Here is a 22,832-nt window from a genome sequence, read left to right as displayed (position 1 = left end):
CGCGTCAGGCTTCGGCCAGTACCGCGTTGACTTCGGCCGGCACGGCGGGCTTGAGCAGGTGATGGTCGAAGCCGGCGGCCTGGCTGCGCGCACGGTCTTCCGCCGCGCCCCAGCCGGTCAGCGCGGCCAGCCGCACGCCGTCCAGGCCGGGCATCCCGCGCAGGCGGCGTGCCGTCTCGTAGCCGTCCATGCCGGGCATGCCGATATCGAGGAACACGACTTCGGGCAGGAACAGCGCCGCTACTTCCAGCGCCGCCGCGCCATCGGCGGCAACGCGGGTATCGTGTCCGTCCAGCGCCAGCAGGTCGGACAGCGAATGGGCCGCATCGGCATTGTCGTCCGCGATCAGGATGCGCAGGCGCCTCGTGGTGGCCGGGGCGGATGGTGGCGGTTCGGCTAACTGCGCCACCGCGCCCGCGAGCGGCAGGCGCACCGTAAACGTGCTGCCCTGCCCCGCCCCCGGGCTGGCGGCCGTGGCGGTGCCGCCATGCAGCGCCACCAGCCGCCGCACCAGCGACAGGCCGATACCGAGGCCGCCGTTCGCGCGCTCCGTATGCCGGGCAACCTGCGTGAACATGTCGAACACGGCGTCGAGCGACTCGGCCGGGATGCCGATGCCGTTGTCGGCCACCGTGATCACGGCCATGTCGCCGTCGGCACCGGCGGCAACGCGGATCCTGCCGTTGCGCGGCGTGTATTTCGCGGCATTGGTCAGCAGGTTGCCAATCACCTGGCTGATGCGTACCGGGTCCGCCTCGACGGGCAGCGTCCTGCCGGGCAATTGCACGTCCAGGTCGTGGCCGGCCGCTTCCAGCGCAGGCATGCTTGCCTCGACGGCCGCCGTTACGATACGGTTCAGGTCCGCCGCTTCCCGATGCAGCACGATCTTCCCGCTGGACACGCGGGCAATGTCGAGCAAGTCGTTGATCAGGTGCGTCATGTGGCTCAGCTGGCGGTCCATCATGCCGCCCACCTTCGCCACGACGTCGCTGCCGCCCGAGCCGAGGCGCAGCAGCTCCAGGCCGTTGCGGATCGGCGCCAGCGGATTGCGCAGTTCGTGGGCCAGCACGGCCAGGAACTCGGATTTGTGGCGGTCCGCCTCGCGCAGCGCCTCGGTCGAGCGCACCCGTTCGATATGCGCCCAGCAACGCTCGACCACCGCTTCCACGAGCGCCAGGTCCTCGGCCGTCCATTGGCGCGGATGCACCTGGTGCACGGCCATCATCGCCACCAGCCGGCCACCCTTGACGAGCGGGCAGCAGATGATTGCCTTGATGCCGATGCTGTTGAACATGCCGTCGCCGTCGCCCGGCGCGAGTTCGCGATCGACATCGTTGATGACGAGCGTGCGGCCCATGCGCAGGTTCTGCGTGGCGCGCGAACCGAACAGGTCGAGCGAATACACGCCTGCCGTGCTGATCGCGCCCGGCACGCGCCAGTCGTGCCGGATCGTGAAGCGGTCGTTGTCCGGCTCCAGGTCGGCGTACGCCACGCGCGTCACGCCCAGGTGTTCGCCCAGCAGCCGCGTGGCTTCCTCCATGATCGCGCGCGGCTCGCTGGCCACGCGGGTGGCCTCGCCGATCTCGTCGAGCAGGCGCAGGCGCTCCATCGCATCGTCGCGTTCGCGGCGCGACGCCACCCTGGCCGTCGTCTCCACGCAGGTGACCAGCAGGCCCGCGATTGTGCCCTCCTCATCATGGATCGGGCTCGTGAAGAACGTGACGTGGATCTGTTCCGGGTAGCCGTTGCGTTCCACCGTGAACGGATGGTCCTCCACGGCGCCCGTGGCATGGCCGCGCAGCGCATCGTCGAGCAGCGGGCCGACGGGGTCGGCCAGTTCGGGCCAGACGGCGCGGAAGGGCTGGCCCATCAGGACCGCATTGTCATGGGCCCGCGCCCCCAGTAACGCGCGATAGCCGTCGTTGAACAGCATGCGCAGCGCGCCGCCCCACATCACGCACATCGGCTGCCGCGAATGCAGCACCATGCCGGCCGCCACGCGCAACGCCGGCGACCACGTCCCCACCGCGCCGAACGGGGTCATGGCCCAGTCGTGAGCGGTCGCGATGGCGGTGACAGGATCGGGGCGATGGTCGGGCATGGCAATGGGCAACGTGGCGCGGCATGCCGCAAACGCGCACGATACCATGCCATCAAACAACACGTCGCCGGGCGCGCAAGCCGACGGACGGCTTGCTGGAATGCTTCAGCAAAGCCGCTCAGCGACTGGCAGCAACTGGTGCGGCCGCCGTGCCATCCTTGACCGGCTCGCCCACGTCACCCGGCCGGAACGGTACGGTCATCGGGTCCATCGGCTGAATCGAGCCGTCGCGATTGAACGTCATTTTGGCCAGCAGGGTCTGGCGCTGGTAGCCATTCCCCTGCGGCAGCGCATGGCGGTGATACGCCACGTACCAGCGGTCGGTGCCCGGCACGTTGACGACGCTGTGGTGCGCCGTGGCGACGGCGGGGCCGTTGCGCTGCAGGACGATGAAATCCCGGTCCGGCGAGCGCACCGGGCCGAGGGGCGAATCAGCCACGCCCCAGCCCACGCGGTAATTCGGGCTGCGAGCATCGTCGATCGACCACATGAAGTAATACTTGCCGTTGCGCTTGAAGACGACCGGCGCTTCGCGGTGGTCGCGCAGTTTGATCGTGTGCACGGGGCCGTCCAGCGTGACCATATCGGCCTTCAGCTTGTATACGTTGCCCAGTTTGCCGTTCCCGTAGTAGAGATACGCCTGGCCATCGTCGTCGATGAACGGATACGGGTCGATCGTGTTCGACTGCACGCCAGTGCCCTTGGCGATCAGCGGTTTGCCGAGCGCATCGACGAACGGGCCGGTGGGCGACTTCGACGTGGCCACGCCGATGTTCCCCTGCGCGCAGAAGTACATGTAGTAGGTGCCGTTACGCTCGATCACGTCGGGCGCCCATGCTTCCACGTTGGCCCATGTCAGGTCGTTGGCCACGTCGAGGACCATGCGCTCCTTCTTCCATTCCACCAGGTTCTTCGACGACCACACGGAAAAATCCGTCGTTTGCCAGTTCGGCTTGTCGGACGTGGGATAGAGGTAATACGTGTCGCCGAACAGGCGTATGGACGGATCGGCCGTGAAGCCTTCCAGTGCGGGAGGCGGCGCAGGCTTCGGCTCCACGGCCTGCGGGGGCCGCTGCATGAGGGGCTGCACAGCGGCGAGATCCTTCGCCAGCCACGCCGGCACTGCCAGCACGGTGCCATGCCGCTGCCCCTTCGCCACGGCCACCTGCGCCGACACGTCGGTCCATGTCTTCCAGTCCGTGGTCTCGAAGGCGCCGTAACGCTTGTCGGCATAGAAATCGACCAGCAGCGTTGTCTTGCCATCGTGCGTGTACAGCGTGGGCCCTTCGGCACGCAGGCCCTTGATCAATGGCTCGGGCATCACGCGGTAAGGGCCGAGCGCGCTGTCCGCCACCGCCCAGCGCACGGCGCCCCACTTGCCGGCCTTCTGCCTGTCGCCTTCCTTGAAGACGGCGATATGGCGTCCACCCCTGCTGCCCTCCTCCCGCACGACCGTGGTGTCGATGTGGTCGAAGCCCGGGTCGAGGAACAGCCGCGGTTCGCTGAACGTGACGAAATCCTTCGTCGTCACGTAGTACGTGCGGTGGTTCATCCGCTCGTCCGATTTCGTCTCCGGGAAGCGGCCGTCGATATCGGACGACACCGTGATCACGTAATGGCCGCCCGCTTCGTCGTAGAACGTTTCGGGCGCCCATGCATCGGTCGCGCCGGCGGTCTTCTCGAAGATCGGCAGGTAGCGCTGCGCCGACCAGTTGACGAGGTCCGTCGATGCCGCGTAGCCGATGCCCTTGTCCTTCCAGCCCGTGGTCCACACCATCCGGAATACACCGTCCGGCCCGCGCAGGATGTGCGGGTCGCGCATCAGGCCCGATCCGACGGACGGTTTCAGGAAGACCTTGCCGAGGTCGGACCACGCCTTGCCGTCCGCGCTGGCCGACAGGTGCAGTCCATCGCCCTTGCCCTGGAACGACGTGAACAGCCACGTGATGTCCGGCCACTTCGATTGCTGGGCCGCCGCGCCGCCGGCAAACGCCAGCAGCGCGATGGCCAGCGCGGTGCGGCGCGATGTCGGGTTGGTGGGCATGGTCTTCTCTCCTCGTTGTTGTCGCCACTGGGCCGCACCTTAGCATGCCGCGCGGCACCCCGAGCGGTGCGCCGGCCGATCGATCATCCGGTTGATCGGCCGGCCATGCATGATCGGTAGACGAACTCGGTAGACGAACGCAGCCGCGTGCGATCGATGACCGCAACTGCGCACGATCGATGGACCGCGCAACTGCGCTATATCGCTTCCGGATAGCGCGCGCGATAAATGGAATAGCAATGGCGTTGCAATTGCGGCTAGACTTTTTGATTCCGTCATCGAGTCATTCACCCATGTTAAGACGCCTGATTCCCCTGGTGGCCTTTGGCCTGCTCACACTCACCGGCGCCGCTTGTGCCGCCGAAGCCCCGGTACGCGAGCGCATCGCGTTCAACGCCGACTGGCGCTTCCAGAAAGAAGAGGCCGGCAGGGAACAAGCCGGCAAGTTCGACGCCAGCACGCCGACCGCGCAACCCGGCTTCGACGATGCTGCTTGGCGCAAGCTGGCGCTGCCCCACGACTGGGGTATCGAAGGCCCGTTCCGGCAGGAGTACCCGAACGACACGGGCAAGCTGCCGTGGTGGGGCGTGGCCTGGTACCGCAAGCACTTCACGCTGCCGGCGACCGATGCCGGCCGCCGTGTCTACCTCGACATCGATGGCGCGATGTCGAATGCCCAGGTGTGGATCAACGGCCAGCACGTGGGCGGCTGGCCCTATGGCTACGCCTCGTGGCGCGTGGACCTGACACCGCACGTGAAACCGGGCGGCGCCAACGTGGTGGCGGTGCGGCTCGACAATCCGCCCGCTTCGTCGCGCTGGTATCCGGGCGGCGGCATCTACCGCAACGTGTGGCTGGTGAAGACGGCGCCCGTGCACGTGGCGCAGTACGGCACCTTCGTCACCACGCCGATCGTGACGAAGGAATCGGCGACCGTGAACGTCGAGGTGACCGTCGACAACCGTGGCGCCGAAACCGAAGTGCAGGTCGCCACGGAGATCTACGCGCTCGATGGCGCAGGCAGGCGTACCGGCGAGCCGGTGGCACGCAAGGATGCGAGCACGCCCTGGAAATCCCCCGCCGGCCACCAGCTGCAGTTCAACCAGGCGCTGGCCGTGGCCAGGCCGCGGCTGTGGAGCACAGCCTCGCCACAGCGCTATGTGGCCGTCACCACCGTGTCCGCGAAGGGCAACGTGGTCGACGTCGTCGAAACGCCGTTCGGCATCCGCACCATCGCGTTCGATGCGCAGCGCGGTTTCCTGCTGAACGGCACCCGGCTGGCAATCCAGGGCGTTTGCCAGCACCACGACCTGGGCGCACTGGGCGCGGCGATCAACGTGCGCGCGCTCGAACGCCAGCTGGAGATCCTGCGCGAGATGGGCGTGAACGCCATCCGCACCAGCCATAACCCGCCGGCGCCCGAGCTGCTCGACCTGGCCGACCGCATGGGCTTCGTGGTGGTGGCCGAGGCGTTCGACATCTGGGGCCTGAAGAAGAACCCGAACGACTACCACCTGCATTACAAGGAGTGGCACGAGAAGGACCTGCGCGCGATGATACGGCGCGACCGCAACCACCCCAGCGTGATTGCCTGGAGCATCGGCAACGAGATCGTCGAACAGGGCCAGAACGAGGGCTGGAAAGTGGCGGCGCACCTGTCCGAGATCGCGCGCGGCGAGGACCGCACCCGCCCCACCACGGCAGCCTTCAACCATGTCGGCTCGGCCTACAACGGCTTCCAGAATGCCGTCGACGTGTTCGGCTTCAACTACAAGCCGCATGAGTACGCGAAGTTCCACGAGCATGCGCCGCACATCCCGCTGCTGGGCAGCGAAACGGCATCCACCGTCAGCTCGCGCGGCGAATACTTCTTCCCCGTCAGCGACGACCAGTCGAAGGGCCTGGCCAATTTCCATGTCAGCAGCTACGACCTGAGCGCCCCGCCGTGGGCGTCGCCGCCGGACAAGGAATTCCGCGGCCAGGACGACAACCCGTTCGTCGCCGGCGAATTCGTGTGGACCGGCTTCGACTACCTGGGCGAGCCCACGCCATACAACAGCGACACGACGAACCTGCTGAACTTCACCGACCCGGCGCAGCAGCAGCGCATGGCGCAGCGGCTGGAAAGCCTCAAGAAGATCGCCGTGCCGTCGCGCAGCTCGTATTTCGGCATCGTCGACCTGGCCGGCTTCAAGAAGGACCGCTTCTGGCTGTACCAGGCGCGCTGGCGCCCGGAACTGCCGATGGCGCACCTGCTGCCGCACTGGAACTGGCCGGAACGCGTGGGCCAAGTCACGCCGGTGCATTTGTATACGTCCGGCGACGAGGCCGAGCTGTTCCTGAATGGTAAATCGCTGGGCCGCAAGAAGCGCGGCCCGCGCGACTACCGGCTGCGCTGGGACGACGTCGTCTACCAGCCCGGCACGCTGCAAGCTGTCACCTACAAGGACGGCAAGCGCTGGGCCGAAGATACGGTGCACACCACCGGCAAGGCGGCGAAACTGCTGCTGTCCGCCGACCGCCAGGCGATCCGTGCCGATGGCGACGACCTGTCGTTCGTCACGGTGACGATCGCCGACAAGGACGGCCGGCCCGTGCCGCGCACCGCCAACCGCGTGAAGTTCACGCTCACCGGTCCGGGCGACATCATCGCCACCGACAATGGCGACCCGACCAGTTTCGAGTCGTTCCAGTCGCGCGAGCGCAATGCGTTCAATGGGCTGGCGCTGGCGATCGTGCGCACCCGCGCGGGACAGGCGGGCAAGCTGGTGTTGACGGCAACTTCGGAAGGATTGGGGAGTGCGAAGGTGACGCTGCAGAGCAAGGCGCCGTAAGTCGTGCCCGTGACCGGGAAAGGGGCTACGCCAGCCGCTTTCCCGGTGCCGGCGGGCGGGCGCCGTAGGCATCGCGCAGCGCCCGCAGCGCGACACCGATCAGATTCCCCGCCGTCAATCCGGCATGCAGCTGCGTCGCGTTGCCGTAGGCGATATCCATCACCAGCGCGCCAAGCTGCAGCACGGGCACAGGCGATGCGCCGCCGGGGAAGATCTTCACGAGGCGCGAGCCCACCTGGTGCCACTCGTCGTCGAACATCTTCGTGTGCCGCGCCGCCACCGCCGCATCGGCACGTGCCAGCCGTGCCATGTCCACCACGAGCAGGCGCAGGTCGGGTTCATGCTGCATGCCGTCGGCCCAAGCGCAGACTGTTTCGATGACGGCATCCGGATCGTCCACCGCATCCAGGCGCCGGCACAGTTCATCGGCCTGGCCCAGCGCGTAGTAGTCGAACATCGCAAAGAACAGTTCGTCCTTCGACGCGAAGTTCGAATACATCGCGCCTTTCGAATAGCCCGCCTCCTCGGCGATGCGGTCGATCGACGCCCCCGCGTAACCCTCGCGCGTAAACACGACGGCGGCCGAGGCCAGCAGGCGCTCGCGCGTGCGGGCGCGGCTCTGTTCGCGCGTCAGGCGCGCCGGCCTGGTGAAGGTTGCATCGTGGTCGGTCATGATCCTTGTTCGGGTAAACGGTCCGTCATGCGCCCGTCATCGGCAGCATCATGCGTCGCAAAGGACGGTCGGCGTGACGGACATGCCCACCTTCAGCAGTTGCGCGGCGCGCTGGCCCGGATCGATGACGATCTTGACCGGCAGGCGCTGCACCACTTTCGTGAAGTTGCCGGTCGCATTGTCGGGCGCGATCGGCGAGAAGGACACGCTGCTGGCGGGCGCGAGGCTTTCGACATGGCCGGTCAGCGTGGTACCGGGCAGCATGTCGACCGCAATTGTAACGCGCTGGCCGGCACGCATCCTGGCCAGCTGCGTTTCGCGGAAGTTCGCCTCGATGTACGCGTGCTGCAGCGGCACGATGGCAAGCATGGCGGCACCCACCTGCGCATAGGCGCCGACGCGCACGGCGCGCTGGCCGACCACGCCGTCGACCGGTGCCTCGACCCGGGTGTACGACAGGTTCAGTTCCGCGGCCGCGAGGGCCGCCTTCGCCCGCGCCACCTGGGCATCGGCCTGCGCCACCTGGGCACCCAGCACATCGAGCTGCTGTTTCGCGGCGGCCAGCGCGGCCTTGTCCGCCGCGTGGTTCGCCGCGGCGGCATCGGTCTGCGATTCGGCCTGCTGGCGGTCCTGCATCGAGGCCGAGCCGTCCGACGCCAGGTCGCGATAGCGTTCGGCATTGGCCCTGGCGAACTTCAGCGTGGCGGCGCCGGCATCGATCGCGGCGGCGGCGCGCCGGATCGTGCTGCCCTGCTGGGCGATGGCGGCGCGGGCGCTGGCCAGGTCGGCCTCGGCTTTCGTCAGCTCGGCGCGGGCGATATCGACGGCCACGGCGAAGTCGCGATCGTCGATCCGCGCCAGCAGCTGGCCCTTGCGCACGGACTGGTGGTCCTCGACCAGCACTTCGGCCACCTTGCCGGCGACCTGCGGCGCCACCAGCGTGAAGTCGGCGGTCACGTAGGCATCGTCGGTGCTCTGGCGGCTGCCGCCCGCCTCCTGGTGGTTCCACGACCAGGCACTGCCGGCGGCAAGGCCGGCGAGCAATACGCCGATCGCGATCTTTGCGGACGTTGGAAGAGACATGTGATCCTCGAATGAATGAAATTATTGTTTGGGCGGCAGCACGGGCGGGGCGATGTACTGCAGCGACAGCACGAGCGGAACCAGCGCCAGCGCCAGCGCGCCGAGCACCAGGTAGCCATCGGCGATCGACAGCACGAAGGCCTGGTGCGAAACGCGGCCGGCCACGCCGGCCAGCGCATCCGGCGGCACGGCGCCGGCGCTGCGGCGCATGTTGGCGGCGCCGTCGAGCAGCACGTTGGCATGCGTGGCTTCGCGCACGGCCAGCAGGCGGCCGACGATGGCGCTGCCGAACATGGTGCCGAACGCGCGCAGCGTGTTGACGATACCGGATACCTGCGGCCCTTCCATCGGCTGCACCACGCTGGTGGCCAGGAACAGCAGCGCGATCACGGCCATCGGCTGGCCGAACGCATGCAGCGCCTGCGCCAGCGCGAATTCGGCGGCCATCCACTCGGGCGTGATGCGCGAGCCCACCCAGCATGCGGCCGCGATCAGCAGCAGGCCCGCGACGAACACGTGCCGCGCGTCGACCCATTTTTTATAAAGCAGCCAGGAGACGGCCGGCCCCAGGATGAACTGCGGCAGGCCCACCTGCAGGCCGATGACGGCCAGCTGCGGCGTGCGGAAGTGCCAGGCATGGCCCAGGAAATCGGCGGGCAGCAGGGAACCGGACAGCAGCACGACCAGCATGCCGACGAACACGGTGAAGCCCAGGCCCAGGTTGCGGCGGTGCAGCAGCTGCAGCTTGATGAACGGCATCGGGTGGAACCACTCGCAGACGAGGAAGATCGCCAGCAGCGCGCCCCCGGCACCGAACAGCCAGCACACCAGCACGCTGTTGAACCAGTCCAGCCGCTCGCCCTGCGACAGGCCGATGCCGATCATCACGAGGGCCGCCATGCCGGTCACGAGCCCGAGCCAGTCGATCTGCCGGAAACGTTCCAGGCGCACCGGGTCCTGCGGGATGCCCCACCCCACCGCGGCCAGCGAGAACAGCGCCATCGGCGCCGTTTGCCAGAACAGCAGGCGCCAGTCGGCCACGCCATCGGTCCACGTGGCCGACAGCCAGGTGGCCACGTTCGGCGCGAAGGTGGCCGTCATCGCATACAGCGCCAGACCGTAAAGCCGGATCGGCGTGGGGAAGAAGCGCAATGCCGCAGCCATCAGCACGGGGATCAGCAGGCCGCCGGAAAAACCCTGCAGGCAGCGCAGCACGAGCAGCGTGGCCGTATCCGGCGCCAGCGGCGTGGCCAGGCCCAGCAGCGTGAAGACGGCGACGACCGCCATGTGGTAGCGGCGGAACGAGAACGTGATCGCGAACCACGCCGAGAACGGCATCGCGGCCAGCTCGAACGCACCATACAGGCTCGATACCCAGCTGCCGTCGTCGATACCCATGCCGTACACGGCCCGGATGTCGCCCAGCGCCAAGGTGCCGATGCGGCTGTTCAGGCCGGACATCATCGCGGCCACGAACACGCCCACCACACCGGTGAGCAGGCGCGGGCCGAACGGGTGGATGGGCGGCGCAGCCGGTACGGCCGGCGCGGCTGGTGTCGATGCCGGCGGCACCGCGGCGAGGGTCGCGGACATCGTCAGCCTTCCCGCGCCGCGCCGGCCGCCAGCCGCCGTGCCGCCGCCACGGCTGCCGCCTGCGCTTCGGCCAGCGTGGCGCAGATGCCGGAATCGGCAACACCGGCGTTCTCGTATGTCTGGATTTCCCAGTGCCAGCGGCCGTCGAACTCGTCCGGCCAGGCGCACAGGCGGCGGTGATGAACGCTGTACAGCTCGTCATCGAGGTCGAGCACCCACAGCGGCAGGTCGGATTCATCGGAGGGGTGCCAAGCGGGCATGGACGGTCAGTAGTTGATGAAAGGCATCAATTATACTGATCGGTATCTGAATTTCAAGCGGTATTTTACTTATGAATTTTTCTTCCCGAGCCTCAACGCCGATAAAATGTTGCCGGAAAAATGGGGTACGTCCCCATTTTTCCGGCAACATTTGCGTTAACCGGTTACTGATCGGTCAGCGCAGGCCCCAGCCAGTCGGCCAGCACTTCGGCCGTATGCTCGCCCAGCATCGGTGGCGGCCGGTCGTAGGTGACCGGCGTTGCCGACAGGCGGATCGGGTTGGCGACCAGCGGCACGGTGCCGGCCACCGGATGCGCCATCTCGATGCGCATCCCGCGCGCCTGGACCTGCGGGTCGTCGAACACCTTGTCGAGCGTGTTGATCGGACCGCACGGCACACCGGCGCCTTCCATCAGCGCCACCCATTCGGCGGTCGTGCGCGTGACCGTGACGGCATGGATGCCGGCGACGAGTTCGGCGCGGTGCCGCACGCGCTGCGGATTGGTGGCGTACCGTTCGTCGGTCCCCCACTCCGCCCGGCCCAGCACGCCGCACAGCTTGCGGAACTGCCCGTCGTTGCCGACGGCGACGATCATGTAGCCATCGGCCGTCGGGAAGTCCTGGTACGGCACGATGTTCGGATGCGCATTGCCCATGCGCCGCGGCGCCGTGCCGCCCACGAGGTAGTTGGCGGCCTGGTTCGCCAGCACGGCCACCTGCACATCGAGCAGCGCGAGGTCGATGTGCTGTCCTTGTCCGCTGCGCTCGCGGTGCGCCAGCGCGGCCAGCACGGCGTTCGACGCATACAGGCCCGTCATCACATCCGTCAGCGCCACGCCGACCTTCATCGGGCCGCCGCCCGCCTCGCCATCCGGCCGGCCGGTCAGGCTCATCAGCCCGCCCATGCCCTGGATCAGGAAGTCGTACCCGGCGCGCTGCGCATACGGGCCGTCCTGCCCGAAGCCGGTGATCGAGCAGTAGATCAGGCGCGGATTGACGGCCTGCAGGCTGGCATAGTCGAGCCCATACTGCGCGAGGCCGCCGACCTTGAAGTTTTCCAGCACCACGTCGGCCCGTGCCGCCAGTTGCCGCACCAGTGCCTGGCCTTCGGCTGTGGCGATATCGATCGCCACCGAGCGCTTGTTGCGGTTGGCGCTCAGGTAATAGGCGGCCTCGCTCGTCGGGTTGCCTTCCGCGTCGGGCAGCCATGGCGGCCCCCAGGCGCGAGTATCGTCGCCGCTGCCCGGCCGCTCGACCTTGACCACGTCGGCGCCCAGGTCCGCCAGCAGCTGGCCGGCCCACGGCCCGGCCAGCACGCGCGACAGGTCGAGCACTTTCAGGCCAGCCAATGCCCCCGTGTTCATCGTGCCCGCCATGGCCGTCAGAATGCCGCGATGCCCGTCATCGCACGGCCGAGGATCAGCGCGTGGATGTCGTGCGTGCCTTCGTAGGTATTGACCACTTCGAGGTTGACGAGGTGGCGCGCCACGCCGAATTCGTCGCTGATGCCGTTCCCGCCCATCATGTCGCGCGCCACGCGGGCGATGTCGAGTGCCTTGCCGCACGAGTTGCGCTTCATGATCGACGTGATCTCGACGGCGGCCGAGCCTTCGTCCTTCATGCGCCCCAGCCGCAGGCAGCCCTGCAGGCCAAGGGTGATTTCCGTTTGCATGTCGGCCAGCTTCTTCTGCACCAGCTGGTTCGCCGCCAGCGGCTTGCCGAACTGCTTGCGGTCCAGTACATACTGGCGCGCGCGGTGCCAGCAATCCTCGGCCGCGCCCAGCGCGCCCCAGGCGATGCCGTAGCGGGCGCTGTTCAGGCACGTGAACGGGCCTTTCAGGCCGCGCACTTCCGGAAACGCGTTTTCTTCCGGGCAGAACACGTCGTCCATCACGATCTCGCCCGTGATCGACGCGCGCAGGCCCACCTTGCCGTGGATCGCCGGCGCGGACAGGCCCTGCCAGCCCTTTTCCAGCACGAAGCCGCGAATCGCGCCTTCATCGTCTTTCGCCCACACCACGAACACGTCGGCGATCGGGCTGTTGGTGATCCACATCTTGCTGCCCGAGAGCTTGTAGCCGCCGTCGACCTTGCGGGCGCGGGTGATCATGCTGCCGGGATCGGAGCCGTGATTCGGTTCCGTCAGGCCGAAGCAGCCGATCCATTCGCCGGTCGCCAGCTTCGGCAGGTATTTCTGTTTCGTCTGCTCGTTGCCGAATTCGAAGATCGGCACCATCACCAGCGACGACTGCACGCTCATCATCGAGCGGTAGCCGGAATCGACGCGCTCGACCTCGCGCGCCACCACGCCGTAGCTGACGTAGTTGAGGCCGGCGCCGCCGTACTGTTCGGGGATCGTTACGCCCAGCAGGCCCAGCTCGCCCATCTCGCGGAAGATGTCGCTGTCCGTCTTTTCGTTACGGAACGCTTCGAGCACGCGCGGCAGCAGGCGGTCCTGGCAATAGGCGGCGGCGGAATCGCGCACCATGCGTTCTTCATCGGTCAGTTGCTGGTTCAGCAGCAGCGGGTCGTCCCAGTGGAAGGCGGCTTTGTGCTTGGATGTCATTTCAGGATCTCGGGCAAATTGAACATTGACGCAATGTACAATCACGCGAATCGTGCGGCAAACGTTTTATTCGCACTGACCTGTGCGTTTATCGCACTCGGAGATCCCTTATGCGTCGACAAATTCCCTCCACCCTCGCCCTCTCCGCCTTCGAGGCCGCCGCCCGCCACCAGAGCTTCACGAAGGCGGCCGACGAACTGGCCGTCACGCAGAGCGCCATCTGCCGCCAGATCGGCGCGCTCGAGGAATTCCTCGGCGTCGCACTGTTCCGCCGCGGGCGCCGTGGCGTGGCATTGACGGAGGCCGGCCTCGCGTACAGCCGCAAGGTAACGGCGCGGCTGGACGACGTGGAGCGCGACACGCTGGAATTGATGGCCGGCGGCGGCAGCGGCGGCACGCTGGAACTGGGCGTCGTGCCGACGTTCGCCACCAAGTGGCTCTTGCCCCGCCTGCCACGCTTCCTGGCACGATATCCAGGCATTACTGTCAACCTCAGTTCGCGCACCCGCCCATTCCTCTTCGACGATACGCCGTTCGATGCTGCAATCCACGCGAGCGAAGCGATCTGGCCCGGCGCAGAAAGTGCATTTCTAATGTACGAAGATTTGGTGGCGGTCAGTTGCCCTGGCCGCCATGCACGACTGGTCGACGCGGCAGATTGGGAGAAACAGTCTCTGTTGCATATCAGCACCCGGCCCTATAACTGGCGTGACTGGTTCCGCTCCCAGGGATTGGACACCGCAAATGACATGGCAGGTCCGCGATTCGAGTTGTTTTCAATGGTGACGGAAGCGGCCGTACAGGGCATGGGGATTGGACTAGTCCCGCACATGCTGATCGAGGAGGAATTGGAACAGGGAAAGCTCATCCTGGTTACGCCGCACATATATCGCAGCGACCGCGCCTATCGACTGCTCTATCCGGAACGAAAGGCAGAGTACGCGCCGGTCAAGGCCCTTAAGCAATGGCTATTCGAAGAAACAGGAACAATCGACACAAAAAACTTTCCGCATAGTGATTTGCGTTGACAGCCATACACTTCCACGCGAAAATTGCTATTTTTTTAAATAAGTTTCCATGAGAACACTTTCACTTGCCTCTTTTCTGCTGCCACTCGCAGCGCTTTCTGCGGCACCAGCACAAGGGGCTGTGGTCACCTACCAATACACGGCCAGTGTATTCCGCATTGTAGTAAACGTAGCTGGTACAAACGACTACGAATTCACTGATTCGAGCAATTTAGCGGGTCCGACAATAAGCTACAACGATATTTGGACTGGTACGTTCTACTACGATACGGAGTTGACTTCGGATTTATCACTGCCCCAGTGGCCGAACTCGCAGCAATACAGAGGATATATCGGGTCGACAATCAGCGACACTAGAACGGGGTTGTCCTACAGCTCGGATCCCGACGCGCAGCAAAAAGCATCGATGGAAGTGATGGACTCCCTCCCCAACGTCCATTACGACAGCATTGCCATCACCACCTTTGGTGGCGGCTCCAATTTTGAAAGCAGCTATCTCCTGCTCCAGAATTACGGTGGCACGGCACTGGTGGGCACTGCACCGCCGAAGCAGATTGGATTTGCCGATTACCTGTACGACAACGCGAGCATCGGCTATAGTTTTCGCGACGACAGCACTGGTGTCTCATTTTATGCAGATGCCGGACTAACATCGCTGACCCTAGTACCCGTCCCGGTGCCCGAACCCTCCACCTACGCCATGCTCGGCCTGGGCCTGGCCGCGCTGGCCTTCGTAGCCAGGAAACAGCGGCGCGCCTGACGCCGGGACCGCGGCTCACAGCTTGTCCAGCCGCTCGAACCGCTCCACCAGGAAATCCACGAACGTCCGTATCCGCGCCGACAGCTGATGCCGGTGCGGATACACCGCATAGATGTCCGCATCCGGCGTGCGGTACCCCGGCAGCACCTGTACCAGCCTGCCGCTTTGCAGGTAACGCTCGATATCCCACCCGGCGCGCATCAGGATGCCGTGCCCGTCCAGTGCCCAGCCCACCGCGATCTCGCCATCGTTCGTCGTCAGGTTGCCGCGCACCTTGACAGCCGTGGCATCGCGCTCCGCATCCCGTCCGCTGGAGAGGCGCCAGACACCATAGGCCTCGTCGCCCTGCCGGATCGCGATGCAGTTGTGGCGCGCCAGGTCGGCCGGCGTCTTCGGCTCGCCGTGCCGGTCCAGGTATTTCGGCGCCGCGCACAACAGCCGCCGGTTGGGCGCGAGCCGTCGGGCAATCACACGGGTATCGGCCGGGGCGCCGAAACGGATGCACACGTCGAACTGGTCGTCCGCCAGCGGCGGCGGATCGACCGAGAGCTGCAGCTGCACGTCGACCTCGGGATAGCGCAACACATATTGCGAAATCGCCGGGGCGATATGCAGCCGCCCGAAGCCCAGCGTGGCATTCACGCGCAGCTGCCCTTTCGGCACACCCTTTGATTTCGTCAGCATCTGCTCAAGGTCCGCGATCTCCCGCAGGATGCGCTGGGCATGTTCGATCAGCACGTCGCCTTCCGGGGTCAGGCTCATGCGCCGCGTCGTGCGGTTCACCAGCGGCACGCCGATCCGCCCTTCCAGCAGCGCGAGGCGCTTGCTGACGGCCGACGTGGTGATGCCCAGTTCACGGGCCGCCGCGCTCAGGCTGCCGCTGGTGGCGAGCGTCACCATGAACGTCAATTCGGCTGGTTGCAGTCCCACTTCCATTATTGAGCTCCAGGTTGACAACGGATTGAGTTTAACGGCCATTCGGGCGCCAGTCCACCCGCTACAGTGGCATCACTTTCAGTCGCGTTCCAACCCATCCACACAGGAGACACCATGAAAACGTACAAGATCGCAACCATTCCCGGCGACGGCATCGGCAAGGAAGTCGTACCGGCGGGCCGCGAAGTACTCGCCACGCTGGCCGCGCACAGCGGCGCATTCCAGTTCGCGTTCGAAGACTTCGACTGGGGCGGCGACTACTACCGCCAGCACGGCGTGATGATGCCGGCCGACGGTCTCGACGCCCTCCGGGACAAGGATGCGATCCTGTTCGGCTCGGCCGGCGACCCGCACATTCCCGACCACATCACGCTGTGGGGCCTGCGCCTGAAGATCTGCCAGGGCTTCGACCAGTATGCCAACGTGCGCCCCACCCGCATCCTGCCGGGCATCGACGCGCCGCTGAAGCGCTGCGCGCCGCAGGACCTGAACTGGGTCATCGTGCGGGAGAATTCGGAAGGCGAATATTCCGGCGTGGGCGGCCGCGTGCACCAGGGCCACCCGATCGAGGCGGCCACCGACGTGTCGATGATGACGCGGGTCGGCGTCGAGCGCATCCTGCGCTTCGCGTTCAGGCTGGCCCAGTCCCGCCCCCGCAAGCTGCTCACGGTGATCACCAAGAGCAACGCGCAGCGCCACGCGATGGTGATGTGGGACGAGATCGCGCTGCAGGTGTCGAAGGAATTCCCGGACGTGAAATGGGACAAGGAACTGGTCGACGCGGCCACCGCGCGCATGGTCAACCGCCCCGCCACGCTGGACACGATCGTGGCCACGAACCTGCACGCCGACATCCTGTCCGACCTGGCCGCCGCGCTGGCCGGTAGCCTGGGCATCGCTCCCACGGGCAACATCGACCCGGAGCGCCGCTATCCGTCCATGTTCGAACCGATCCACGGTTCCGCGTTCGACATCATGGGCAAGGGCCTGGCCAACCCGGTCGGCACGTTCTGGTCGGTCGTCATGCTGCTCGAGCACCTGGGCGAGCAGGAAGCCGCGGCGCGCGTGATGGCCGCCATCGAACACGTGACCGCGAACCGCGCGCTGCACACCGGCGACCTGGGCGGCAAGGCCACCACCGCCGACGTGACGCGCGCCGTGTGCGACTTCCTGTCGCGGGACGAGGACCGCAAGGCCGCCTGACGCTGCGGTCGATCGTTTTCCGCCGGTTCCGACCTGCCGTCAAGAGCGTGGCGGATCCGGCGTAGCAGTACCCCGAAGCGGTACCCATACTGGAGACAACCATGTCAAAACGATTCCTTGGAAAGCTGTATGTCCAGGTGCTGATCGGCGTGCTCGCCGGCGGCATCCTGGGCGTTCTTTATCCCCATTTCGCGGCGGACCTGAAGCCGCTGGGCGACGCGTTCATCCGCCTGATCAAGATGGTGTTCGCCCCCGTGATCTTCGCCATGGTCGTACTGGGCATCGCCAAGATGGACAGCATGAAGGAGCTGGGCCGCGTGGGTTCCCGCGCGCTGATCTACTTCGAAGTCATGTCGACGTTCGCGCTGGCGCTGGGCCTCGTCGTCGTCAACCTGGCCAAGCCCGGCGTCGGCATGAACGTCGACGTGCACACGCTCGATACCACCGGCATCAAGAACTACACGGCCGCCGCGGGACACTCCGGCGGCTTCGTCGATTTCCTGCTGCACATGATCCCCACCAGCGTGGTGGAGGCGCTGGCCAAGAACGACATCCTGCAGATCCTCGTGTTTGCCACGATGTTCGGCGTGGCGCTGTCGCACATGGGCCGCCGCGCCAAGCCGGTGGTCGATTTCCTGGAAGCGTTCAGCAACAGCATGTTCATCGTCGTCGGCATGATCATGCGCGTGGCGCCACTGGCCGCGTTCGGTGCGATCGGCTTCACGGTCGGCAAGTACGGCCTCGGGTCGCTCGTCTCGCTGGGCTACCTGATGGCCTGCATGTACCTCACCTGCTTCGTGTTCGTCGTGGCGATCCTGGGCATGGTGGCGCGTATCGCCGGCTTCAGCCTGTGGAAATTCCTGCGTTACATCAAGGACGAGATCTTCACCGTGCTGGGCACCAGCTCGTCCGAGTCCGTGGTACCGCAGCTGATGCGCAAGCTGGAGCACGTGGGGGTATCGAAGCCCGTCGTCGGCCTGGTGATTCCATCCGGCGTCACGTTCAATCCCGACGGCCAGTGCATCTACTACACGATGGCCGCCATCTTCATCGCCCAGGCGACGAACACGCCGCTGAGCCTCACCGACCAGCTGGTGGTGCTGGGCGTGCTGATGGTGACGTCGAAAGGGTCGGCCGGCGTGACCGGTTCCGGCTTCATCACGCTGGCCGCCACGCTGGCCTCGATGGGCAAGATCCCCGTCGAGGGCATGGTGCTGCTGCTGGGCGTGGACCGGTTCATGTCCGAGGCGCGGGCCATCACGAACACGATCGGCAACGCGGTCGGCACGATGGCGATCGCCCAGTGGGTGGGTGCGCTGGACCGCAGGCAGATGCACCGCGTGCTGGACGGCCAGTCGTCGCCCGAAGAGCTGCGTGCGCTGTACGAGCAGGACGACAACGCGGACACGTCCGCACCGGAGCTCGTGCCGGTGCACAAGGTCTCCGCCTGACATGTACTATCCTCCTATCATGAAGACAACGATGGATGACACGCTGGAAGACCCGTATGCACACGCGCTGCTGCGGCGCATGCTCGACGCGGCGATCGCCGCTTCGCAACCGGTGCTGTGCCTTCCCGGCCTGCTGCCCGAGGCGCCGAAGGGTCGGCTGATCGTGATCGGCGCCGGCAAGGCGTCGGCCGAAATGGCCCGCGCCGTCGAGCGCAACTGGCCCGGGCCGCTCGAAGGCCTGGTCGTGACCCGCTACGGCTACGCGGTGCCGTGCGAGCGCATCGAGATCGTCGAGGCGGCGCACCCGGTGCCGGATGCCGCAGGCCACGCCGCCGCACAGCGGATGCTGGAACTGGTGCGCGGCCTGCGCGAGGACGACACGGTGCTGTGCCTGATTTCCGGTGGTGGCTCCTCGCTGCTGCCGCTGCCGCTGGAGGGCATCACGCTGGAAGACAAGCAGCGGGTCAACGCGGCACTGCTCAAATCCGGCGCCACCATCGGGGAGATGAACTGCGTGCGGCGCCACCTGTCGGCCATCAAGGGCGGCCGGCTGGGCGCGGCCTGCCACCCGGCCCGGGTGGTCACGCTGCTGATTTCCGACGTGCCGGGCGACGATCCGCGCGACATCGCTTCCGGCCCCACGGTGGCCGACCCCAGTACCTGCGACGATGCGCTGGCCATCGTCCGCCGCTACGGTATCGACCTGCCGGAGCGCGTACTCGACGTACTGCGCAGCGGCCGCGGCGAGTCCGTGAAACCCGGCGATCCGCGCCTGGCCCGTTCCGAGGTGCGCATGATCGCCACGCCGCAGATGGCGCTGGAAGCGGCCGCCCGGGTGGCGCTCGATGCCGGCATCACGCCATATATCCTGGGCGACAGCCTGGAAGGCGAGGCGCGCGACGTGGGCAAGGTGCTGGCGGGCATGGCGCTGCAGACGGCGCGGCGCGGCCAGCCGTTCGCGAGCCCGTGCGTGCTGCTGTCGGGCGGCGAAACCACGGTCACCGTGCGCGGCAACGGCCGCGGCGGGCGCAACGTGGAATTCCTGCTCGCCTGCGCGCTGGCCCTGCGCGGCGAACCCGGCATATACGGCCTGGCAGCCGATACCGACGGGGTCGACGGCCAGGAGGAGATTGCCGGCGCCGTCATCGGGCCGGATACGCTGGAGCGCGCCTGGGCCGCCGGCTTGCGTCCGCACGACAGCCTGGACAACAATGACGGCCACGGCTTCTTCGGGGCACTGGGCGACAGCGTCGTCACCGGCCCCACGCTCACGAACGTCAACGATTTCCGCGCGCTGCTGGTGGTTCAATCCAGCTTGCCGCGGCGCGAACACTGATACGGAGAACCCATGCACCGCCAACGCAACGCCAAGATCGTCGCCACCCTCGGCCCGGCAAGTTCGGATCCGGACACCATCCGCGCCCTGTTCGATGCAGGCGCCGACATCTTCCGCCTGAACTTCAGCCATGGCAGCCATGCCGACCATCGCCAGCGCTTCGACGCGATCCGCGCCATCGAGGCCGAAACGGGGCGGCCGATCGGCGTGCTGCTCGACCTGCAGGGGCCGAAGCTGCGTCTCGGCACGTTCGTCGATGGCGGGGTCACGCTGGCCGCGGGCGACGCCTTCCGTCTCGACCTGGACCGCGACATGCCGGGTGACACGCATCGCGCGCCCCTGCCCCATCCCGAGATCTTCGCGGCGCTGGTGCCCGGCACCGACCTGCTGGTGGACGACGGACGGGTGCGGCTGCGCGTGGAAGCGTGCGGGCCGGATTTCGCCGCGACGCGCGTCGTCACCGGCGGGCGCGTTTCCGACCGCAAGGGCGTCAACGTACCGGGCGTCGTGCTGCCGCTGTCCGCGCTGACGGAAAAAGACCGGCAAGACCTGGAGTTCGGCCTGAAGCTCGGCATCGACTGGGTGGCGCTGTCGTTCGTGCAGCGGCCGGAAGACATCGACGAGATCCGGGCCATCGTGGCGGGTCGCGCCGCCATCGTCGCCAAGCTGGAAAAGCCGGCAGCGATTCACAGCCTCGATGCGATCGTGGCGGCCAGCGATGCGGTCATGGTCGCGCGCGGCGACCTGGGCGTGGAAATGCCGCCCGAACAGGTGCCGGCCATCCAGAAGCGTATCGTGCGCGCCTGCAGGAAGGTCGGCAAGCCGGTGATCGTGGCCACGCAGATGCTCGAATCGATGGTCTCCGCACCCGTGCCCACGCGCGCAGAGGCGTCGGACGTCGCTACCGCCATCTACGCCGGCGCCGACGCCGTGATGCTGTCCGCGGAATCGGCTTCCGGCCAGTACCCGCGCGACGCCGTGCGCATCATGAATTCGATCATCGCGCAAACGGAGGCCGACCCGTATTACCGCGAGGAGCTGGCGATCGCCGCCGGCGCCGCGGCAACGCTGGCATCGGACGGCATCGGCATCGCCGTGCGCAGCGTGACCGAGGCGCTGCGCATTGCCGCCGTCGTCGCCTACACGTGCTCCGGCTATTCCGCCCTGCGCATGGCCCGCGAGCGGCCGCGCGCGCCCATCATCGGCATGACGCCGCACGTGGCGACCGCACGGCGGCTGGCACTGGCCTGGGGCGTGCACCCGGTGCTGTGCCCGGAAGTGGCCGACGTGGCCGAGATGAGCGACCAGGCCTGCGCGGTCGCCCGGCGCGAAGAAGTGGCCAGCGCGGGCGATACGATCGTGATCTCGGCGGGCATGCCGTTCAGCGTGCCGGGCACCACGAACCTGCTGCGCATTGCGCAGGTGGGTTGAGCGACAGAGCGCGAAGACGAACGGGAAAAAAAAATGCCGGCGCTGGGCCGGCAAATTCCAATTCTCTGGGAGAGCTGGAGGAGACAGGTGCATCATCTCATCCGCTCCGCCATTCCGCCACTTTATTTCCCGCATACCTCCCATCAGGCCTGTGAATGACACGCCATCCGGGCAGGCATGCACCCGAACGGTCAGCGCACCAGGCAAGGCTTCTTGTTGTCGAACTGCCAGTTCGGCACGAGGAACTGCATGGCCGCCGCGTCGTCGCGCGCACCCAGCCCCATGTTCTTGTACGCCTGGTGCGCCTTTTCCAGTTCCGCCTCGTCGAGCTCGATGCCCAGGCCCGGCTTTTGCGGAATGGCGATGAAACCGCCTTCGATCCGCATCGGCTCCTTCGTCAGGCGCTGGCCGTCCTGCCAGATCCAGTGCGTGTCGATCGCCGTCACCCTGCCCGGCGCCGCCGCGCCCACGTGCGTGAACATCGCCAGCGAAATGTCGAAATGGTTGTTCGAGTGCGAACCCCACGTGAGGCCGAACATCTGGCACAGCTGCGCCACGCGCACGGAGCCCTGCATGGTCCAGAAGTGCGGGTCGGCCAGCGGAATGTCGACCGACTGCAGCTGGATCGAGTGGGCCATCTGGCGCCAGTCGGTGGCGATCATGTTGGTGGCCGTCGGCAGGCCCGTGGCGCGGCGGAACTCGGCCATCACTTCGCGGCCCGAGAAACCGTTCTCGGCGCCGCACGGGTCTTCCGCATAGGCGAGGATGCCGTGCTTGTCGCGGCACACGCGGACCGCTTCCTGCAGCGACCAGGCGCCGTTCGGGTCCAGCGTCACGCGCGCTTCGGGAAAGCGCTCGTGCAGCGCGACGATCGCTTCCATCTCCGCGTCGGCGCTCAGCACGCCGCCCTTCAGCTTGAAGTCGTTGAAACCGTAGCGCTCGCGCGTGGCCTCGGCCAGGCGCACGATGCTTTCGGGCGTCAAGGCTTCTTCATTGCGCAGGCGGAACCACGCGTCGCCGGCATCCGGTTCGGCGCGGTAGTCCAGATTGGTTTTCCTGCGGTCGCCGACATAAAACAGGTAGCCGAGCATCTCCACCTTGTCGCGCTGCCGGCCCTCGCCCAGCAGATCAGCCACGGGCACGTTCATGAACTGGCCCAGCAAATCGAGCAGCGCCGATTCCATCGCCGTCACGGCGTGGATCGTGATGCGCAGGTCGAAGGTCTGCTGGCCGCGGCCACCGGCGTCGCGTTCGGCGAACGTGCTGCGCATCGCGTTGAGGATGTTGTTGTATTCGCCCAGGCTCTTGCCGATCACGAGGGAGCGCGCGTCTTCCAGCGTCTGCCGGATCTTCTCGCCGCCCGGCACTTCGCCCAGGCCCGTGTTGCCGGCGCTGTCGGTGAGGATCACGATGTTGCGGGTGAACCAGGCGCCGTGCGCGCCGGAGAGGTTGAGCAGCATGCTGTCCTGGCCCGCGACGGGCACGACACGCATGTCGGTAACGGTGGGGGCGCCGGAAACGTAGTTGGTCATG

General features: G+C 66.7%; 17 protein-coding genes. 7 read left to right on the top strand and 10 right to left on the bottom strand.

Annotated elements, in window-relative coordinates:
* Positions 1–4 precede the first annotated feature (4 nt).
* Both ACY65G_RS21285 and ACY65G_RS21280 read right to left on the bottom strand, forming a co-directional pair.
* Positions 5–2,101, bottom strand: a complete 2,097-nt coding sequence (locus tag ACY65G_RS21285; RefSeq protein WP_464999292.1) for a hybrid sensor histidine kinase/response regulator — start codon at positions 2,099–2,101, stop codon at positions 5–7.
* A 118-nt stretch (positions 2,102–2,219) separates the two neighbouring features.
* Positions 2,220–4,145 carry a glycoside hydrolase family 43 protein gene (locus tag ACY65G_RS21280; protein ID WP_464999291.1) on the bottom strand — a complete coding sequence of 642 codons (1,926 nt, stop codon included), beginning with the start codon at positions 4,143–4,145 and terminating at the stop codon, positions 2,220–2,222.
* Between the two features lie 293 nt (positions 4,146–4,438).
* Between ACY65G_RS21280 and galB the strand changes: the two genes are divergently transcribed.
* The gene (gene galB, locus ACY65G_RS21275; protein WP_464999290.1) at positions 4,439–6,979 is read left to right on the top strand and encodes a beta-galactosidase GalB; all 2,541 of its coding nucleotides are present in this window, start codon (positions 4,439–4,441) and stop codon (positions 6,977–6,979) included.
* Between the two features lie 25 nt (positions 6,980–7,004).
* Here the strand turns inward: galB and ACY65G_RS21270 are convergent, their stop codons facing one another.
* From ACY65G_RS21270 to ACY65G_RS21245, 6 genes are all read right to left on the bottom strand, one after another.
* Positions 7,005–7,652, bottom strand: coding sequence for a TetR/AcrR family transcriptional regulator (locus tag ACY65G_RS21270; protein WP_464999289.1), 648 nt, complete (start codon positions 7,650–7,652; stop codon positions 7,005–7,007).
* 48 nt (positions 7,653–7,700) lie between these two features.
* On the bottom strand, positions 7,701–8,735 hold the full coding sequence (locus ACY65G_RS21265) for an HlyD family secretion protein (protein ID WP_464999288.1): 1,035 nt from the start codon (positions 8,733–8,735) through the stop codon (positions 7,701–7,703).
* Positions 8,736–8,756: 21 nt separating this feature from the next.
* Positions 8,757–10,328: an MFS transporter gene (locus tag ACY65G_RS21260; protein WP_464999287.1), complete on the bottom strand. Its 1,572-nt coding sequence runs from the start codon at positions 10,326–10,328 to the stop codon at positions 8,757–8,759.
* Between the two features lie 2 nt (positions 10,329–10,330).
* The gene (locus tag ACY65G_RS21255) at positions 10,331–10,588 is read right to left on the bottom strand and encodes a hypothetical protein (protein WP_464999286.1); all 258 of its coding nucleotides are present in this window, start codon (positions 10,586–10,588) and stop codon (positions 10,331–10,333) included.
* A 164-nt stretch (positions 10,589–10,752) separates the two neighbouring features.
* Positions 10,753–11,964: a CaiB/BaiF CoA transferase family protein gene (locus tag ACY65G_RS21250; protein WP_464999285.1), complete on the bottom strand. Its 1,212-nt coding sequence runs from the start codon at positions 11,962–11,964 to the stop codon at positions 10,753–10,755.
* 5 nt (positions 11,965–11,969) lie between these two features.
* Positions 11,970–13,154 carry an acyl-CoA dehydrogenase gene (locus ACY65G_RS21245; RefSeq protein WP_464999284.1) on the bottom strand — a complete coding sequence of 395 codons (1,185 nt, stop codon included), beginning with the start codon at positions 13,152–13,154 and terminating at the stop codon, positions 11,970–11,972.
* Positions 13,155–13,264: 110 nt separating this feature from the next.
* On the opposite strand from ACY65G_RS21245, the gene ACY65G_RS21240 reads away from it, so the two are divergent.
* Positions 13,265–14,182, top strand: a complete 918-nt coding sequence (locus ACY65G_RS21240; protein ID WP_464999283.1) for a LysR family transcriptional regulator — start codon at positions 13,265–13,267, stop codon at positions 14,180–14,182.
* Positions 14,183–14,231: 49 nt separating this feature from the next.
* Complete coding sequence (locus ACY65G_RS21235; protein WP_464999282.1) at positions 14,232–14,942, top strand: PEP-CTERM sorting domain-containing protein; 711 nt, start codon at positions 14,232–14,234, stop codon at positions 14,940–14,942.
* Between the two features lie 15 nt (positions 14,943–14,957).
* Here ACY65G_RS21235 and ACY65G_RS21230 read toward each other — a convergent pair whose 3' ends face one another.
* Positions 14,958–15,878, bottom strand: coding sequence for a LysR family transcriptional regulator (locus ACY65G_RS21230; protein ID WP_464999281.1), 921 nt, complete (start codon positions 15,876–15,878; stop codon positions 14,958–14,960).
* 114 nt (positions 15,879–15,992) lie between these two features.
* Between ACY65G_RS21230 and ACY65G_RS21225 the strand changes: the two genes are divergently transcribed.
* The 4 genes from ACY65G_RS21225 to pyk all read left to right on the top strand — a co-directional run bounded on the left by ACY65G_RS21225 (position 15,993) and on the right by pyk (position 21,299).
* Positions 15,993–17,081, top strand: coding sequence for a tartrate dehydrogenase (locus ACY65G_RS21225; protein ID WP_464999280.1), 1,089 nt, complete (start codon positions 15,993–15,995; stop codon positions 17,079–17,081).
* Between the two features lie 101 nt (positions 17,082–17,182).
* Positions 17,183–18,532 (top strand): dicarboxylate/amino acid:cation symporter, encoded by a 1,350-nt coding sequence (locus tag ACY65G_RS21220; RefSeq protein WP_464999279.1) that lies wholly within the window; start codon positions 17,183–17,185, stop codon positions 18,530–18,532.
* Between the two features lie 31 nt (positions 18,533–18,563).
* Positions 18,564–19,868, top strand: coding sequence for a glycerate kinase type-2 family protein (locus tag ACY65G_RS21215; RefSeq protein ID WP_464999278.1), 1,305 nt, complete (start codon positions 18,564–18,566; stop codon positions 19,866–19,868).
* A gap of 12 nt (positions 19,869–19,880) precedes the next feature.
* Positions 19,881–21,299, top strand: a complete 1,419-nt coding sequence (gene pyk / locus ACY65G_RS21210; protein ID WP_464999277.1) for a pyruvate kinase — start codon at positions 19,881–19,883, stop codon at positions 21,297–21,299.
* A 191-nt stretch (positions 21,300–21,490) separates the two neighbouring features.
* Here pyk and gudD read toward each other — a convergent pair whose 3' ends face one another.
* Entirely contained in the window at positions 21,491–22,831 is a 1,341-nt protein-coding gene (gene gudD / locus ACY65G_RS21205) for a glucarate dehydratase (protein ID WP_464999276.1), read from the bottom strand.
* Position 22,832: the final 1 nt, after the last annotated feature.

This window comes from Pseudoduganella sp. jia 12 (assembly GCF_055502675.1).
Note: the sequence above shows the minus strand (reverse complement) of the source record. Positions and strands in the feature narration are given on the sequence as shown.